We start from the raw sequence: 16335 nt of genomic DNA, 5'->3' as shown, positions 1-16335 counted from the left end.
GCCTCAAGAAGGAGTAACATCGGGACTTGCAGCGACGGACCTCAGGACACTCTTACACCACGTCTGCGCGCGCGACCACGGTTGCTAACCTAGTAACATATCAGTCTAGCAAGATAATAGACAAAGTGAAAAATATGTTCATTAACGTTGGCACGCAGAAGCCCGCTAACGGGCGTTTTGATTAATTTGAAGGCGTATAGAGGCCGCAAGGAGGTCGTTTGAGGCGGTTTTGGCTGTTACCAAAAAGGTAACAGTACTCATATTTACCATTTTTTGCCCACAGGGCCTCGAAGGGGCTGTCAATCAGGTCCCAGGGGAGGCGGCTCAGGGGCCGTAGAACAAAAACGGGGGCGCAGGTTGTCCTGCGCCCCCGTTCTCGGGCGTTATTCGTTCCCTGCGGCAGAATTTACGCCGCTTCGTCGAACTGCGAGTTGTACAGGTCGGCGTAGAAGCCGCCCTGGGCGAGCAACTCGTCGTGCGTGCCCTTCTCGACGATATCGCCGTCGCGGATTACTAGGATCACGTCGGCGTTGCGGATCGTGGACAGGCGGTGCGCGATGACAAAGCTCGTACGGCCCTGCATCAGTGCATCCATGGCGCGCTGAATAAGCTCCTCGGTACGGGTATCGACGTTGGAGGTCGCCTCGTCCAAAATCAGCGCCGGGCGGTCGGCCAAAATGGCACGGGCGATGGTCACGAGCTGGCGCTGACCCTGCGACAGGTTAGTGCCCTCCTCGTTGATCATAAAGTCGTAGCCGCCGGCGAGCGTATGGATAAAGTGGTCGCATCGTGCGGCGCGCGCAGCGGCCTCAACCTCGGCGTCGGTCGCATCGGGGCGTCCGTAGCGGATGTTCTCGCGGATGGTACCGTTAAACAGCCAGGTGTCCTGCAGCACCATGGCAAACTCGCCGCGCAGCGCCGCGCGGTCCCAGTCTCGCACGTCGACACCCTCGACGCGCAGCGAGCCGTCGTCCACATCGTAGAAGCGCTGCAGCAGCTTGATGAGCGTGGTCTTGCCGGCGCCGGTGGGACCGACGATGGCGATGGTCTGGCCGGGCTGCGCCTCGCAGCTAAAGTCGTGGATGATGGTCTTGTCGGGCGTGTAGCCAAACTTGACGTGGTCGAACTCCACGTGACCGGGGCGCTTCTCGGGAATCTGCGCGTCGGCCTTCTGCTCCTCCTCGGGCGCGGCCAGGAACTCAAAGACGCGCTCGGTGGCGGCAGCCATCGACTGCATCGTGTTGCTCACGTTGCCCAGTTGCTGCACGGGCTGCGTAAAGTTGCGAACGTACTGGATAAAGCTCTGGATGTCGCCGGGCGTGGCATTGCCGGTCAGCGCGAGCTGTGCGCCCACCACGACGACGCCCACGTAGCCCATGTTGCCCACCAGGCTCATAAGCGGCATCATCAGGCCCGACAGGAACTGCGAGCGCCAGCCACTAATAAAGAGACGGTCGTTTTGACGGTCGAACTCTTCGATCGAGGCCTCGGCGCGGTCGAACACCTGAATGACGTTCTGGCCGGCAAAGTCCTCCTCGATAATGCCGTTGACGGCGCCCAGAACCTGCTGTTGCTCGCGGAAGTACGGCTGCGAGAAGTGAATCATTACGGTCAAGATAATCGCGGCGGCCGGCAGCGTGAGCACGGTGACGCCGGTAAGCGGCAGGCTGATCGAAAGCATCATGACGAGCACGCCGATAATCTGCGTCACCGACGTGATGAGCTGCGTCACGCTCTGGTTGAGCGACTGGCCGAGCGTATCGACGTCGTTGGTGATGCGACTGAGCACGTCGCCCTTGCTGTGTCCGTTAAAGTAGCTCATCGGAACGACGGCGATCTTGGCGGCGATCTCCTTGCGCATGCGATAGCAGATCTTTTGCGTGACGCCGGTCATGAGCCAGCCCTGGATGAGGCTGCAGATAGAGCTCGCCAGGTACAGGCAGAGCAAAAAGCCGAGCGTCTTGGCGATCCAGTTAAAGTCGACATCGCCGGTACCGTTGACTTTGGCAACCAGGCCTTCGAACAGCTTGGTCGTAACCTGGCCGAGCACCTTGGGTCCCACAATGTTAAAGATGACCGAGCACACGGCAAAGGCGACGGCGGCAAACACGGCAATCTTGTGCTGGCCGATATAGCCGAGCAGCTGCCTCATGGTGCCCTTAAAGTCCTTGGCCTTTTCGCCGCGACGCATGCCGCCCATGCGGCCCATGGGACCACGCTGGCGGGTGGGCTTGGGAATCTGAGTCTTGGTCTCGTCTGCCATTAGCGCTCGCCTCCTTCCATGACGGCTGCAATTTCTTCTTGGGTAAGCCCCAGCTCCTCGGCGGAAAGCTGTGACTGTGCGATCTCCAGGTACGCCGGGCAGCTGCGCAGCAGCTCCTCGTGCGTGCCGGTGCCCACTACGTGGCCGTCGTCGAGCACGATGATCTGGTCGGCGTGCATGATGGTCGCGATGCGCTGGGCCACGACCACGAGCGCGGCGTCGGTGACGTTTTTGGCCAGCTCTTCGCGCAGGCGCGCGTCGGTCTTGTAGTCAAGCGCGCTAAACGAATCATCGAACACCACGACCTCGGGCTTTTTGGCCAACGCGCGGGCGATGGCCAGACGCTGGCGCTGACCGCCCGAAACATTGGAGCCACTCTGGCTGATGGGGGAGTCGTACCCGTCCTCGCGCTCGGCGATAAAGTCCTCCGCCTGGGCGACGTGTGCTGCCTGGCGCATATCCTCGTCACTCACCATGTCGCCGGCAAACTTGAGGTTGCTCTCGACGGTACCCGAGAACAGACGACCCTGCTGCGGAATATAACCGATGCGGCGGCGCAGCTCAGAGAGGGTCATGTCGCGCACGTCGATGCCGTCGAGCGAAATGCTGCCGCCCGTGACGTCGTACAGGCGCGGAATCAACTGTACAAGCGTGGACTTGCCCGAGCCCGTGGAACCAATGATGCCGAGCATCTGGCCGGCGTGCGTGGTGAAGTTTACGCCGCTAATGACGTCGGCGCGGGCATCGGGATACTGGAAGCTCACGTCACGGAAGGTGAGCTCACCGCGCGGCGCGCTGGCCGCGGGCAGTTTGGGCGAGACGGGGTCGTTGATGCTCGTGGGACAGGTGATGACCTCTTCCACGCGCTCGGCTGCGACCTCGGCGCGGGGCAGGATGACCGAAACCATGGTGAGGATCATAAACGCCATGACGATCTGCATGGTGTAGGAGATGAACGCCATCATGTTGCCGACCTGCATCACGCCGTCGGACACGCCCTGCGCGCCAAACCAGACGATAAGCACGGTGATGCAGTTCATGACGAGCATCATGAGCGGCATCATAAAGCTCATGGCGCGGTTGGTGTAGAGCTGCGTGGTCATCAGGTCGAGCGAAGCCTTGTCAAAACGCTCGAGCTCATGCTCCTCGCGGTTGAACGAGCGGATGGGCATAAGGCCGTCGAGCAGCTCGCGGGCGGTAAGGTTCACGCGGTCAACAAAGCTTTGCATCTTTTTGAACTTGGGCATGGTGAGGCCCATAAGCACGCCGACGACGGCCGAGACCGCGATGATGGCAACGGCGATGGTCCACTCCAGGCCGGTATGGTTGGCCAGGACGCGCATGACGGCGACGATGCCCATGACGGGGGCCATCAGACACATGCGGATAAACAGAGTTGCGGCCATCTGGATCTGCTGAATGTCGTTGGTGCAGCGTGTGATGAGCGAGGCCTGGCTAAACTTGCCCACCTCGGCCGGCGAGAAGTGCATAACCTTGTTGAAGGTCTCGCGGCGCAGGTCGCGGGCGATGGAGCAGGCGGTGCGCGAGGCCACGGCGCCGGTCAGGATGGTGGCGACGAGCGACACCAGACACAGGCCAAACATCGTGGTCGCCATGCGGCTCAGGTAGGCGTTTTGCACGTCGGCGGGGTCGATGCCCTGTGCCTTGTACTCGTCCTGTACATAGCTCACGGCGCGCTGGGTGACGATGGAGCCCGACATGGAGCCCATTTTGTCTGCCATATCGTTGGCGCCCTCGACGAGCTTGCCCTGATCGATAAGACCGCCTTCAACGCCTAGGCGCAGGCTCTTCATGGTGATCTTACCGCCGTCGGCGTCGATCTGCTTTTGCATGCTCTGCGCGGCTGCGGCCTTCTGCTGCATCTCGGCGAGCTGCTCGGGCGTCATGGCAGCCATCTGCTCGGGGGTGGGCGTGGCCTGAGCGGCACCGCCATCGCTTGTCTCGGTGGATGCGCCCATCATGTCACCCATGGAGTTGGCGTCAATACCCTGGTTGAGCGAAAGGACGACGGTCTCGGGCAGACTCATGATATCGGCGAGCTTGCTGCCGTCGGCGCGCTCATCCTCGGTTCCCTTGTACGTGCGAATCCCGTTTTTGTCTGCCTTGCCAAACGCAGCTTCTACCGTCTTGGCGTCCTTGGCGCTCATAAAGAGTTCAAGGTCGTCGAGCGATTCGGCGCGGATGGTGTCGGGTACGGGCGAGGCGATGCCGCCTTGCTGCACACCCACGTCGACGATGTCGCTCATATAGGTAGGCAGCGCCAGATCGGCGTTGCAGCTGATTACGATAAGCACGATAGCTGCGAACAGTGCCAGGATATGCTTTTTAAAGAGCTTGAGAATCCTCACTCGGCATCTCTCCTTTCTTGATTGCGGTCGATAATTTCGTTGGCACGCCTAAGAAGGCGCACCATCTCTTGGGTATCTGTTTCGCCGAGCTGCTCGAGGAAAGCCGCGGTGCGGGCCTCGAATTCCCGACGTTTGATTTCGAGATCCTGGAATCCCTTGTCGGTCACTATGACGTGTACGCGACGACGGTCAGTCTTTGAGTGCTCGCGCTCGACCCAGCCCTTGGCCTCGAGGGCGCGCAGAATATTGGCGATGCGGGCGCTCGAGACCCAGGCGCGATCAGCGAGTTCGCTCGGCGTGAGCGAACCGCCGGCGAGTATGAGGGCGCGCATGACGGCCATCTCGCCGCCGAGGGCTTTGTCCGCAAAACGCGAAATGCGCTGATGCATGCTGCCGAACTCGGTAAGGAGCTGACGCCCAAGTTCACGGAAATCGGTATCTTCCACCGAAAACCCCTAACACTAGAAACTATTTTCGGTGAAAGATGATACCCTTGCACGCGTACCCTATGCGGTAGATTTTAGGACATGTCTAGAAAACTACCTTTAGGCGACCTCCGTGCACCGTCGGCACCAGCAAAGTTAGGGGTAGATCGTTAGGCATGTTCCATAGCCTACTCAGAGGCACTTTACCCTGATAAAGCTGGCATAACAGCTAGAGCGAACGTCGTACAAAGGCAAGGAAAAATAACATACAAATCGGTGAACGGTAGTTGTTCGCGCTCGCATTTCCTGCGGGTTTGTAAAAAACGCCCTTATGATATAAAAAAAGAAACATATAACAGCCCAGATGGAGAGGGTCGCTATGTTATCCTTCTCAAACGGATGAAATCTTGGGTTTTGGGTTGTAGTTCCAAGGTGGACAAACGTTTTTCCTGCACCAACGTGTGGTGAAGAACGGAAGAAGCCGGTAGTGCAAGCCGAACATTCAAGAATTCAATAAGCAGCGGTGTGAGAGAGCGCCGCATTACACGTAACTAGGAGCGTGGTTACACAATGCAGGAGGCATGGGAAGGCTTCAAGGAAGGTATCTGGACGGGAGAGGTTGACGTCCGAGACTTCATCCAGAAGAACTACACCCCCTACGAGGGCGATGAGTCGTTCCTCGTAGGTCCGACCGAGCGTACCAAGGAGCTGTGGGGCGAGGTTCTCGACCTGCTGCTTAAGGAGCGCGAGCAGGGTGGTGTCCTCGATATGGACACCAAGACCGTCACGGGTATCGTGAGCCACCCCGCTGGCTACATCGATAATGCCCATCGCGACAAGGAGACCATTGTTGGCCTCCAGACCGACAAGCCGCTCAAGCGCGCGCTGCACGTCAACGGTGGTATCCGCATCGCTTGCCAGGCTGCCAGCCAGCACGGCTACAAGGTCGACGAGAACGTTGTCGAGCGCTACACCTTCGAGCGCAAGACCCACAACGCTGGCGTCTTCGATGTCTACACCCCCGAGATGCGTGCTTGCCGCTCGGCTCACATCATCACCGGTCTGCCCGATGGCTATGGCCGCGGCCGCATCATCGGCGACTACCGTCGTGTTGCCCTGTACGGCGTCGACTACCTGATCAAGGACAAGGAGGCCCAGAAGGCTTCCACTCCGACGGTCATGACCGCCGACAACATCCGCGATCGCGAGGAGCTGCAGGAGCAGATCCGCGCCCTCGGCGAGCTCAAGATGATGGCCGAGACCTATGGTTTCGATATTTCCAACCCTGCTACCAACACGCAGGAGGCCATCCAGTGGATGTACTTCGCCTACCTTGCTGCCGTCAAGGAGCAGAACGGCGCCGCTATGTCCATCGGCCGTACCTCTACGTTCATCGACATCTACGCTGAGCGCGACCTTGCCAACGGTACCTTCACCGAGGAGCAGATCCAGGAGTTCGTGGATCACTTCATCATGAAGCTCCGCATGGTCAAGTTTGCCCGCACCCCCGAGTACCAGGCCCTGTTCACCGGCGATCCGCAGTGGGTCACCGAGTCCATCGGCGGCATGGGTGTTGACGGCCGTACGCTCGTTACCAAGATGAGCTACCGCTACCTGCACACGCTCGAGAACATGGGCACCAGCCCCGAGCCCAACATGACCGTTCTGTGGTCGACCCGTCTGCCCGAGAACTTCAAGAAGTTCTGCGCCAAGACTTCTGTCGCCAGCTCCTCGATCCAGTACGAGAACGACGACCTCATGCGCGTTTACCACGGCGACGACTATGGCATTGCCTGCTGCGTGTCCTCCATGCGCATTGGCAAGGAGATGCAGTTCTTCGGCGCCCGCGCCAACCTGGCCAAGTGCCTGCTGTACGCACTCAACGGCGGTGTTGACGAGGTCTCCAAGAAGCAGGTCGGCCCCAAGTATCGCGCCGTCGAGGGCGATACGCTCGATTACGACGACGTTGTGGCCAAGTACAACGACATGATGAAGTGGCTCGCTGGCGTGTACGTCAACTCGCTGAACATCATTCACTACATGCACGACAAGTATTGCTACGAGCGCATCCAGATGGCTCTGCACGACAAGCACGTGCACCGCTGGTTCGCTACGGGCATCGCTGGCCTTTCCGTCGTGGCTGACTCCCTGTCCGCCATCAAGTACGCTAAGGTCCACCCCGTCCGTGATGAGAACGGCATCATCGTCGACTTCGAGACCGAGGGCGAGTTCCCCAAGTACGGTAACGACGACGACCGCGTCGACCAGATCGCTCACGACGTTGTGCACCAGTTCATGGAGTACATCCGCATGAACGACACCTACCGCAACTCCGTGCCCACGACCTCGGTTCTGACCATTACCTCCAACGTCGTGTACGGTAAGAAGACCGGCTCCACGCCCGACGGCCGCAAGGCTGGCCAGCCGTTCGCCCCGGGTGCTAACCCCATGCACAAGCGTGATAGCCACGGCGCCATCGCTTCGCTGTCTTCGGTTTCCAAGCTCCCGTTCCGCGATGCTCAGGACGGCATCTCCAACACCTTCTCCATCATCCCGGGTGCGCTCGGCAAGGAGGACCAGGTGTTCTTTGGTGATATCGACCTTGATCAGCTGGGCGAGTAACTATTGTTAGTGCTATACTAACAATAACGATTACTGATTAGCGCGCCGGTTTCGGCCGGCGCCTATCGATCGAAGGAGACACATTATGAAGGTTTCTGAAGTTTCCGAGACTCAGGCCGATAACCTGGTCCACATGCTCGACGCTTACGCCGAGAAGGGTGGCCATCACCTGAACATCAACGTCTTCAACCGTGAGACGTTGCTCGATGCTCAGGCTCACCCCGAGAAGTACCCGCAGCTGACCATCCGCGTTTCCGGCTATGCCGTGAACTTCCATACGCTCACCAAGGAGCAGCAGGACGAGGTCATTTCGCGTACCTTCCACGACAAGTTCTAAAGGGGTTTAACTCCCGCAGGATCGCCGGGCCGCTTTGGGTTACTTTCCAAAACGTCCTCGGACATGCAAAGGGCTCCGCTGCGCGCTTCGCGCGGCGGAGCCCTTTGCGTCCTGCGGAAATGTTTTGGAAAGTAACCCAAAGCGGCCCGGCGGGGGTCCTGTGTAGTCACCCTTTAGGCGGAACTCTCCTAATTATTTGGATGAGTCGTTTACTTGCTTGTGCTGTTACCGTCTTCCCGCTGTTGTTGGGGTATGCTTTGTTCGTATGTAAACGTTTGACATGTTGATGGGGGAGGGTGCTATGGCTCGCGAGGGCGCTCGTTCTAAGGATTCTGCTAAGCCTGGCATCAAGGAAGTTGCAGCGGTGGCGGGGGTTTCGCCTACTACGGTATCTCGCGTGCTTAATAATCGCGGCTATATTAGCCAAGAGACCCGCGATAAGGTCCATGCCGCGATGGAGCGCATCAACTATACGCCCAACGATATCGCCCGTGCCATGCTCAACGGTCGCCTGAATCTTATCGGTATGATCGTTCCCTTTGTGAGCAGCCCGTTCCATGCTCAGGTTGTGCAGGCGGTCGAGCGCACGTTAGCGGAAAACGGCTTTAAGATGTTGCTGTGCAACAGCGCCAATCGACCCGATCTTGAGCGTTCCTATATTGACATGCTCCGCCGCAATATGGTCGACGGCGTCATCGTCAACTCCCTCAATATCGGTGCCGAGGCATATGCCGAGATGGGCTTGAGCCTGGTTGGCATCGACTGCGATCTTGGCGAGGGCTCTGTCCAGATTGCAAGTGACAGCTATGGCATTGGCGAGCTCGCCACGCGCCGTCTGATTGATGACGGCTGCAGGCGTATCCTGTGCCTGCGCAGCAATAGCCGCATGCGCATGCCTGCCAATAAGCGTACCGATGCCTACCTCGATGTTGTTGAGCAGGCCGGTTTGTCCGCGCTTGTCCGTGAGGTTGAGTTCGTTAAGCCCGACGACGAAAAGGGCGCGGTCGTTGCGAAGATCCTCGATGAGAACCCCGATATTGACGGCATCTTTGCGGGAGACGATACGATGGCGGCCATCTGTCTCAACGTGATGAAGCAGCGCGGCTTGAGCGCTCCAGACGATATTAAGGTCGTGGGCGCGGATGGTGCCCGCCGAACTATGACGTTTATGCCTGACTTAACAACCGTACGTCAAGATATCGATCGCATCGGAGAGCTCGCGGCGCAATCCATCATCGCTCTTATTAACGGCGATAATCCCGAATCGAATATCAAGCTTCCCGTTGAACTTATTGAGGGCAAAACCGCGTAGTTCATCCCGTGCCAAAAGAATTCCTCAAACGCCTCTGATGACCGTTCACCGGCATATGTCAACCGTTTGCCGACGACTGGAACTGCGAAAAGACGTATTGGTGTGAAAACGTTTGACATATGAAAACGATTGACATATCTTGCCATTGTACCGAGTTAGTATGTCGTGGAAAGGAAGTCTCGGATGCACAAGGTGTATTACCAGCCTGAGGGAATTTGGGTAGGCGACATCATGCCGTACGGCGAGGACGGCACGTTCTATCTCTATCATCAGCGTGACACGCGTAACCCCGAACCTTTCGGAGAGCCGTTTGGCTGGGCACTCGCTACGACCAAGGATTTCGTCAACTACAAGGACTTTGGCGAGAGCCTTGAGCGCGGCGGCGACGAGGAAGTCGACCAGTACATTTATGCCGGCACGGTGTTTAAGGTGGGCGACAAGTACCATGCGCTCTACACTGGTTGCAATCGCGATAAGGTCCGCGCACGTTTGATGAAGCAGGTTCTTCTTCACGCAACGAGCGACGACGCCGTCAAGTGGGAGAAGAACATCGCCGAGACGCTGCTTCCGCCCCAGGAGGGTTACGATGACCGCAACTGGCGCGATCCCTTTGTGCTTTGGGATGAGGAGAACGAGGAGTACATGCTCATCCTCGGCACGCGTGTGGGCGAGGACAAGCGTCTGATGACCGGCCGCCTGGTCAAGTTCACCTCCAAGGATCTGACCAACTGGGAGTTCCAGGGCGACTGGTGGAACCCGGGCCTGTACACCATGTTTGAGATGCCTGATCTCTTTAAGATGGGCGACTGGTGGTACCTCGTCTTTTCCGAGTACAGCGACGGCAACAAGACCCGTTACCGCATGTCCAAGTCCATCAACGGTCCTTGGATTACCCCCGCTGACGACTCCTTCGACGGCCGCGCGTACTACGCCGCTCGCACCGCATTCGATGGCGAGCGTCGCGTTCTCTTTGGTTGGGTTCCTACGCGTGACGAGGGCGGCGACCCCAGCTCTTACCTATGGGGTGGCACCTTTATGCCCCTCGAGATCGTTCAGCGTGCCGACGGAACGCTCGGCACCAAGCTCCCCGACAGCATGCTTGGCGCCTTTGGCGAGGGCAAGGCTGTCGAGACCTTTGAGCTTTCCTGCGAGTCGGGCAAGGTCGAGCAGGTGCTCGCCGCGGATGCCGGCTCCACCTACTTGCTCGATGCCGACATTGAGCTCGGCGGTAACGCTGCCGGCTTCTCGGTCAAGTTCGCTGAGGACGCCGAGACCGGTCTTGCCTATGAGTTCCGCGCCAACCTGCGCGAGGGCAAGCTCGAGTTCACGCCGGTTCCCCAGTACCCGTGGTTCCAGGTCAACAACATGGGCCTCGAGCGTCCGTTGTTCTTTAAGGGCGAGGGCACTCACCATGTGCGTCTGGTCGTCGACGACGACATCGCGACCATCTTTGTCGATGATGTTGCGCTCAACGCTCGCTTCTGCAACAAGCAGGGCCAGGGTGTGGCGCTTACCGTCACCGACGGTGCGCTCAAGTGCGCAAACGCAACGATCGCGTCTCTGTAGCGGCAACGAACCGTTTTATGATTTAGAAAAGGAATGGAGAGGAACATGGACTACAAGGCAGTGTCCCAGCAAGTCGTCGACAACGTCGGCGGACTGGAGAACATCGAGGGCGCCACGCATTGCGTGACCCGTCTGCGTCTGGTGCTCAAGGATACGAGCAAATACAACAAGGCCGAGCTCGAGAACATCGATGGCGTCAAGGGCGTGCTGTACAACAGCGGCCAGCTCATGATCATCTTCGGTACCGGTACCGTCAACAAGGTTTACGATGAGTTTATGGCTCTGACGGGCGTTAAGGAGATCAGTGCTTCCGAGGTCAAGGGCGCCGAGGCGGACAAGAAGGGCAAGTTCTTCTCGGTCCTCAAGGTATTCTCGGACATCTTTATCCCCATCATTCCCGCCTTCGTCGGCGCTGCAATCATCATCGGCCTTAAGTCGTTGATCGTTGCCAACGGCCTCTTTGGCATGGAGGGCAGCCTCGCCGATCACAGCGAGTTCCTCAAGAACCTCGCAAGCTTCTTTGCCATTATCGCCACCACGTTCGACTACCTGCCTGTCCTGGTTATGTACAGCGCAGTCAAGCGTTTTGGCGGTAACCCGATCCTGGGCATCCTCGTCGGTATCGTCATGGTTCACCCGAGCCTTATGAACCGCAACACGTTCGTTATGGACCCGACGGGTGCTGAGTACTGGAACTTTGGTCCGCTCTCCATTCCCATGGTTGCTTTCCAGGGCGGCGTGTTCCCTGCAATTCTGACCGCCTGGTTTATGGCCAAGGTCGAAAAGATTGCCCAGAAGTACATCCCCGAGGTCGTTTCGTTCGTCTTTGTCCCGACCGTTACCCTGATTCTTGCTAACGTCGCCCTGTTCACCGTGTTCGGCCCGCTCGGTAACCTGATCGGTGACGTCCTCGCCGGCGTAATCGATATCCTGTACAACAGGATGGGCGTCTTTGGTGCCTTTGTCTTCGACGCGTTCCTGCAGCCGCTCGTCGTTACCGGTACGCATCAGTTCATCCAGGGTATCGAGGCAAACCTTGTTGCCACGACTGGCTTCAACTACATCCAGGCCATCTGGTCGGTTTCCATCATCGCCCAGGGCGGCGGCGCCATCGGTATGTACCTCATTCACAAGAAGCACTCCAAAGAGCGCAACATCTGCATGTCGTCCTTTATCCCGACGCTGGTCGGAATCTCCGAGCCCGCTATCTTTGCTGCAAACATGCGCTATTCGATCATTCCGTTCATCTGCGCATGCATCGGTGCAGGCTGCGGCGGTGCCTTCGTCAAGCTCTTTGAGGTGCGCGCTATCGGTCAGGGTCTGACCGGCGTGCTTGGCCTGCTCATCGTCACGCCCGAGACCCTCGTGTGGTATGTGGCTGGCAATCTCATCGCCTTTATCGTGCCGATCGTCTTGATCTTTGCCTACAACAAGGCAAAGGGCGTGCCGACCACCGATGAAGAGGGCGCTGGCGCTGGCTTCGATGTCAGCTTCTAGTTGAGCCATTCAGTGCAATGTGCGGATAAGTCCATTTGAGGAAGGGCGTTCGACTCGTGTGAGTCGAGCGTCCTTCCCCATAGACGAGAAAGTCAACGGCGATGTTAAATCAAAAAAACAAGGTGACACGCGCGGACTATGAGCAGTGGCGTGCCGGACAGGATGAGACGGCGGCTCGCATCGCGTCCGACCCCGATAGGCTTCTGTTCCATGTGGAGCCTGAGCTTGGCTGGCTCAACGACCCCAACGGTTTGGTTCAGATTGGTGATACGTATCACATCTATCATCAATACGATCCTTTCGATGCTGCGCATGGCGGTCCAGTGCTTTGGAACCATCTGACGACAAAGGATTTTGTGACGTACGAGAATCACGGCCCCGTGCTGTTCCCCGATTCCGATTTGGATTCGAGCGGAGCGTATTCTGGTTCTGCCTTTGTACGTGATGGCAAGATTCACTACTTCTATACCGGCAACGTCAAGCATTTTGACCGCGATGATTACGACTACGTGTTGACGGGCCGTGAGCAAAACCAGATTCATATGGTTGCCGAGAATCCCGACGAATTGGGCGAGAAGCGCATGGCTGTTGGACCAGTCGATTACCCCGACGATATCGGTACGCACGTGCGCGACCCCAAGATCCTTGAGCACGATGGTATCTACTACATGGTTCTGGGCGCTCGTACGAAAGACGACCGTGGCTGCGTGCTTGTCTATACTTCGCGTGATTTAGGGGTCTGGAGCTATGCGACGCGCATTGAGCTGGACGAGAACTTTGGCTTTATGTGGGAGTGCCCCGATCTGTTTGAGCTCGATGGCGAGCTTATTCTCGTTTGCTGTCCGCAGGGTGTGCCTGCCGATGGTTGGCGTTACCGCAATCCGCATCAGTGCGTGTGGTTCCCTATCGAGGCCGATTGGGAGGCGCCGAGCTTTAAAATCGTCGGGCAGGGCATGCCCCCGATGGTCGATGCCGGTTTTGATTTCTATGCTCCGCAGTCCTTTGAGGATGCTGCAGGCCGGCGTTTGATGATCGGATGGTCGGGTTGCCCCGATGCGACGGCAGAAAACCCGACGGTGGCGCGCGGGTGGCAGTGCGCGTTGACGGTGCCGCGAGAGCTGAGCATGCGCGATGGTAAGCTCTGCCAGCAGCCGGCGCACGAGATTGAGAGGATGCGCGGCGACTGCGTTCGCGCGACAGGCGGTGAAACCGTTGAGGAGCCGGGCCGCCTGTTTGATCTTGTGGTTTCCTGTGAGGGCGCCAAGATGGTCGAGCTCGAGATTCGCAAGGGTGTCTTTGTGCGCTATGCAGACGGGATGCTTACCCTCGACATGGGTGACGAAGGCTATGGGCGCGACCAGAGGTCGATCGAGCTCAGCGAGCTTCGCGACCTGCGCGTGCTTTCGGACACTACGATGGTCGAGATTTTTGCAAATGGCGGCGAGGCGGCACTTACGAGCCGTACCTATTCGCCGGCGGTTTCGGCGATGGGGTTGCATGCCGAGGGTGCGGCGTCGATGGATTTCTACCGCCTCGCGCATTAACCGTGCGTGGAGCACGATTGGACTTGCCGGGTGGAATGTGTCGCAGTTGCCGCAGCGAACTACCGTTTATCGTGTATAGCTACCGTTTGCGGAGTAAGTAACACTCATTTATAAACCGTGTAAAATCTCAGTTAAGCACGGAGTTTTCCAGGGAGACGCTGTCCTTTGTTGTGTGCAAGGGGCGGCGTCTCTTTGGCGCTTGGACGCTGTTGTGCAACAGTGCGGCGGCGCGTGCCATGTATTGAAAAGCCAATGTTGAGATGGGTCGTGATGATAATGGGCAAGTACGTAATCGTGGTTGAGTCTGGGTCGGATGTGACGCCGGAGCTCTGCGAACGCTACGGTATCGTGCGCGTACCTATGCATGTCACGATTGGTGACGAGACCGTCGAGGACGGTTCGATCGATCCGCTCGAGATTTATTCACGCTGCAACGAGTTTGGCGTAATGCCCAAGACCAGCGGCTGTGCGCCGGCAGATTTTGCGCACGTATATGACCGTATCCATGCCGAGCAGCCCGACGCGACTATTCTGCATCTCGCGTATTCCGAGGCCACGACCTGCTCGCATCAGTCCTCCAAGATTGCCGCCAAGGGCCGCGACTACGTCTACTCCATGGACACGCGTTTTGTCTCGGTGGGTCAGTCGCTCGTTGTTGTCGAGGCCGCTAAGTATATCGAAGCCCATCCAGATGCTACCGTCGACGAGATCTTTGCATTTACGAATTCCGTCATGGACCGTGTGCTGTTGGGCTTTGTTCCTACCGACCTAGCCTTCCTTAAGGCGGGCGGTCGTCTGTCCAACGTGGCATTCCTTGGTGCCCACCTGCTCAAGATTAAGCCCTGCATTGAGGTGACGGACGGCAAGTTCGTGGCAACCAAGAAGTTCCGCGGCTCTATGCTCAAATGCGCCCGCGCCTTTATTGACCACATGGTTGCGAAGGGCGAGATTGACTACTCGCACATTGGCCTGGCGTATTCGGTAGGCCTTTCCGAGGAGCTGCGCGACGACATGGAAGTCTATGCGCACGACCTGGGCTTTAAGGACGTTACCTGGACTCAGGTCGGCGGCGTCATCTCGAGCCATTGCGGCCCGACCGCCTTCGGCGCGGTGCTCACGCTTAAAGCGTAAGGCCTGCGTCTATCGATTTCTATTGCCTCGGCGGCGGGCGGGTTGTGACAACCTTCCCGCCGCTTTTGCATGGGGCCAAATAGGACAATCCAATTGACCGCTAAACCGTTTCGCCATCAAGCATATAGGCTAGAATGACTCTGGCATTTATGTAGCTAAAACCAATGAGAGGCAAGGTAGCGGGAATGGCTGAGATGACGCTCGAGGGTGTGGACGCTCGTCCTGAGGACTCCGCGTTTGCCCTGGGCCGCGTGCATTCGATTGAGACGATGGGAACGGTCGATGGACCCGGCATCCGCTTTGTGGTGTTTGTTCAGGGCTGCCCCATGCGCTGTGCGTATTGCCACAACCCCGATACCTGGTCGGTTAACGGCGGCACCATGGTGACCGTCGAGCACCTGATGGACGAGTTTCAGAGCAACCATGAGTTTTACCGCAGCGGTGGTATTACGGTGTCCGGCGGCGAGCCGCTCCTGCAGCCTGAGTTTTTGGCCGACCTGTTCCGCGCCATGCACAATAACCCCGACGGCCGCGTGCATACCTGCTTGGATAGCTGCGGCTATGCGTTCGATCCCGCGCATCCCGAGAAGTTCGATGCCGTACTCAACGAGACCGATATGGTGCTGCTCGACATTAAACACGCCGATCCCGTCGAGCATAAAAAGCTGACCGGTTGCGATCCCGCACGTATTCTGGCGTTTGGTGATGAGCTTGCCCGTCGCAAGATTAAGGTCGTTATCCGCCACGTGGTAGTGCCGGGTATTACCGATACGGTGGAGGAGTGCGAGGCGCTCGGTCGCTTGATTGCCCCGTGGCATAACGTGGTCGGCCTGGAGATGCTGCCGTATCACACGATGGGTGTCGTCAAGTACGAGCAACTGGGCATTCCCTATAAGCTCGAGGGCGTGCCCCAGATGGATACCGCGCGCATGCCCGAGCTGCGCAATGCCGTTATGGCCGGTATGAAAAAGCGCCGTGCGGAGCTCAGGTCGGCCATCGGCTAACAAGCCCGTCCCAAATTGACTACCCTTTAAGATGTGCAACAAGGCGGGTTGGATCAGCGAGGACGGTTGCTATTCGACATGCGATGCGGGCCTTATCGACATCGATGGCCGTACCTATGTCATGAGCGTCATGACATCGATGCCGTGGAGCGACCGCTCGAGCGAGGTTACGGCTGCGATTGCAAAGGCTCTGTTTGATACGCGAGCTGCGCTGGCTTAGCGTGTTCGTTTGGCGAGGTCAAACAAAATGCTGGTACCATACCTT

General features: G+C 58.2%; 12 protein-coding genes. 9 read left to right on the top strand and 3 right to left on the bottom strand.

Going from position 1 to position 16335, the window contains the following annotated elements:
• Positions 1 to 406 precede the first annotated feature (406 nt).
• The 3 genes from ABHT90_RS08260 to ABHT90_RS08250 are packed head-to-tail and all read right to left on the bottom strand — an operon-like array spanning position 407 to position 5078.
• A complete protein-coding gene (locus tag ABHT90_RS08260; RefSeq protein WP_346982193.1) occupies positions 407 to 2263 on the bottom strand; it encodes an ABC transporter ATP-binding protein in 1857 nt (618 codons plus the stop codon).
• Complete coding sequence (locus ABHT90_RS08255; RefSeq protein WP_346982192.1) at positions 2263 to 4632, bottom strand: ABC transporter transmembrane domain-containing protein; 2370 nt, start codon at positions 4630 to 4632, stop codon at positions 2263 to 2265. Before ABHT90_RS08255 ends, ABHT90_RS08260 begins: the two co-directional genes overlap by 1 nt.
• Entirely contained in the window at positions 4629 to 5078 is a 450-nt protein-coding gene (locus ABHT90_RS08250) for a MarR family winged helix-turn-helix transcriptional regulator (RefSeq protein WP_260699375.1), read from the bottom strand. Before ABHT90_RS08250 ends, ABHT90_RS08255 begins: the two co-directional genes overlap by 4 nt.
• Positions 5079 to 5627: 549 nt before the next feature.
• Here ABHT90_RS08250 and pflB point away from each other — a divergent pair.
• From pflB to ABHT90_RS08205, 9 genes are all read left to right on the top strand, one after another.
• Positions 5628 to 7679 carry a formate C-acetyltransferase gene (gene pflB / locus ABHT90_RS08245; protein WP_346982191.1) on the top strand — a complete coding sequence of 684 codons (2052 nt, stop codon included), beginning with the start codon at positions 5628 to 5630 and terminating at the stop codon, positions 7677 to 7679.
• Positions 7680 to 7764: 85 nt separating this feature from the next.
• Positions 7765 to 8016 (top strand): autonomous glycyl radical cofactor GrcA3, encoded by a 252-nt coding sequence (gene grcA3, locus ABHT90_RS08240; protein WP_117583521.1) that lies wholly within the window; start codon positions 7765 to 7767, stop codon positions 8014 to 8016.
• A 301-nt stretch (positions 8017 to 8317) separates the two neighbouring features.
• Complete coding sequence (locus ABHT90_RS08235) at positions 8318 to 9328, top strand: LacI family DNA-binding transcriptional regulator (protein WP_022094949.1); 1011 nt, start codon at positions 8318 to 8320, stop codon at positions 9326 to 9328.
• Positions 9329 to 9511: 183 nt separating this feature from the next.
• Positions 9512 to 10894, top strand: coding sequence for a family 43 glycosylhydrolase (locus ABHT90_RS08230; protein WP_346982190.1), 1383 nt, complete (start codon positions 9512 to 9514; stop codon positions 10892 to 10894).
• Between the two features lie 45 nt (positions 10895 to 10939).
• Positions 10940 to 12391, top strand: coding sequence for a PTS transporter subunit EIIC (locus tag ABHT90_RS08225; protein ID WP_346982189.1), 1452 nt, complete (start codon positions 10940 to 10942; stop codon positions 12389 to 12391).
• 101 nt (positions 12392 to 12492) lie between these two features.
• Positions 12493 to 13935 carry a glycoside hydrolase family 32 protein gene (locus ABHT90_RS08220; protein ID WP_346982188.1) on the top strand — a complete coding sequence of 481 codons (1443 nt, stop codon included), beginning with the start codon at positions 12493 to 12495 and terminating at the stop codon, positions 13933 to 13935.
• 276 nt (positions 13936 to 14211) lie between these two features.
• Positions 14212 to 15066, top strand: a complete 855-nt coding sequence (locus ABHT90_RS08215) for a DegV family protein (protein WP_346982187.1) — start codon at positions 14212 to 14214, stop codon at positions 15064 to 15066.
• A gap of 185 nt (positions 15067 to 15251) precedes the next feature.
• On the top strand, positions 15252 to 16070 hold the full coding sequence (gene pflA, locus ABHT90_RS08210; protein WP_346982186.1) for a pyruvate formate-lyase-activating protein: 819 nt from the start codon (positions 15252 to 15254) through the stop codon (positions 16068 to 16070).
• 31 nt (positions 16071 to 16101) lie between these two features.
• Complete coding sequence (locus tag ABHT90_RS08205) at positions 16102 to 16290, top strand: serine hydrolase (RefSeq protein ID WP_316368522.1); 189 nt, start codon at positions 16102 to 16104, stop codon at positions 16288 to 16290.
• Positions 16291 to 16335 lie beyond the last annotated feature (45 nt).

This window comes from Collinsella aerofaciens (assembly GCF_039758815.1).
Classification (GTDB): Bacteria; Actinomycetota; Coriobacteriia; order Coriobacteriales; family Coriobacteriaceae; genus Collinsella; species Collinsella aerofaciens_BP.
This window is presented reverse-complemented; position numbering and strand designations above follow the sequence as displayed.

What these genes read in the sequence shown, in the direction of transcription:
- pflB (WP_346982191.1), top strand. Translation starts at nt 5,628, where the DNA reads ATGCAGGAGGCATGGGAAGGCTTCAAGGAAGGTATCTGGACGGGAGAG.
- ABHT90_RS08205 (WP_316368522.1), top strand. Translation starts at nt 16,102, where the DNA reads ATGTGCAACAAGGCGGGTTGGATCAGCGAGGACGGTTGCTATTCGACA.
- ABHT90_RS08220 (WP_346982188.1), top strand. Translation starts at nt 12,493, where the DNA reads ATGTTAAATCAAAAAAACAAGGTGACACGCGCGGACTATGAGCAGTGG.
- grcA3 (WP_117583521.1), top strand. Translation starts at nt 7,765, where the DNA reads ATGAAGGTTTCTGAAGTTTCCGAGACTCAGGCCGATAACCTGGTCCAC.
- ABHT90_RS08260 (WP_346982193.1), bottom strand. Translation starts at nt 2,263, where the DNA reads ATGGCAGACGAGACCAAGACTCAGATTCCCAAGCCCACCCGCCAGCGT.
- ABHT90_RS08235 (WP_022094949.1), top strand. Translation starts at nt 8,318, where the DNA reads ATGGCTCGCGAGGGCGCTCGTTCTAAGGATTCTGCTAAGCCTGGCATC.
- pflA (WP_346982186.1), top strand. Translation starts at nt 15,252, where the DNA reads ATGGCTGAGATGACGCTCGAGGGTGTGGACGCTCGTCCTGAGGACTCC.
- ABHT90_RS08225 (WP_346982189.1), top strand. Translation starts at nt 10,940, where the DNA reads ATGGACTACAAGGCAGTGTCCCAGCAAGTCGTCGACAACGTCGGCGGA.
- ABHT90_RS08215 (WP_346982187.1), top strand. Translation starts at nt 14,212, where the DNA reads ATGGGCAAGTACGTAATCGTGGTTGAGTCTGGGTCGGATGTGACGCCG.
- ABHT90_RS08230 (WP_346982190.1), top strand. Translation starts at nt 9,512, where the DNA reads ATGCACAAGGTGTATTACCAGCCTGAGGGAATTTGGGTAGGCGACATC.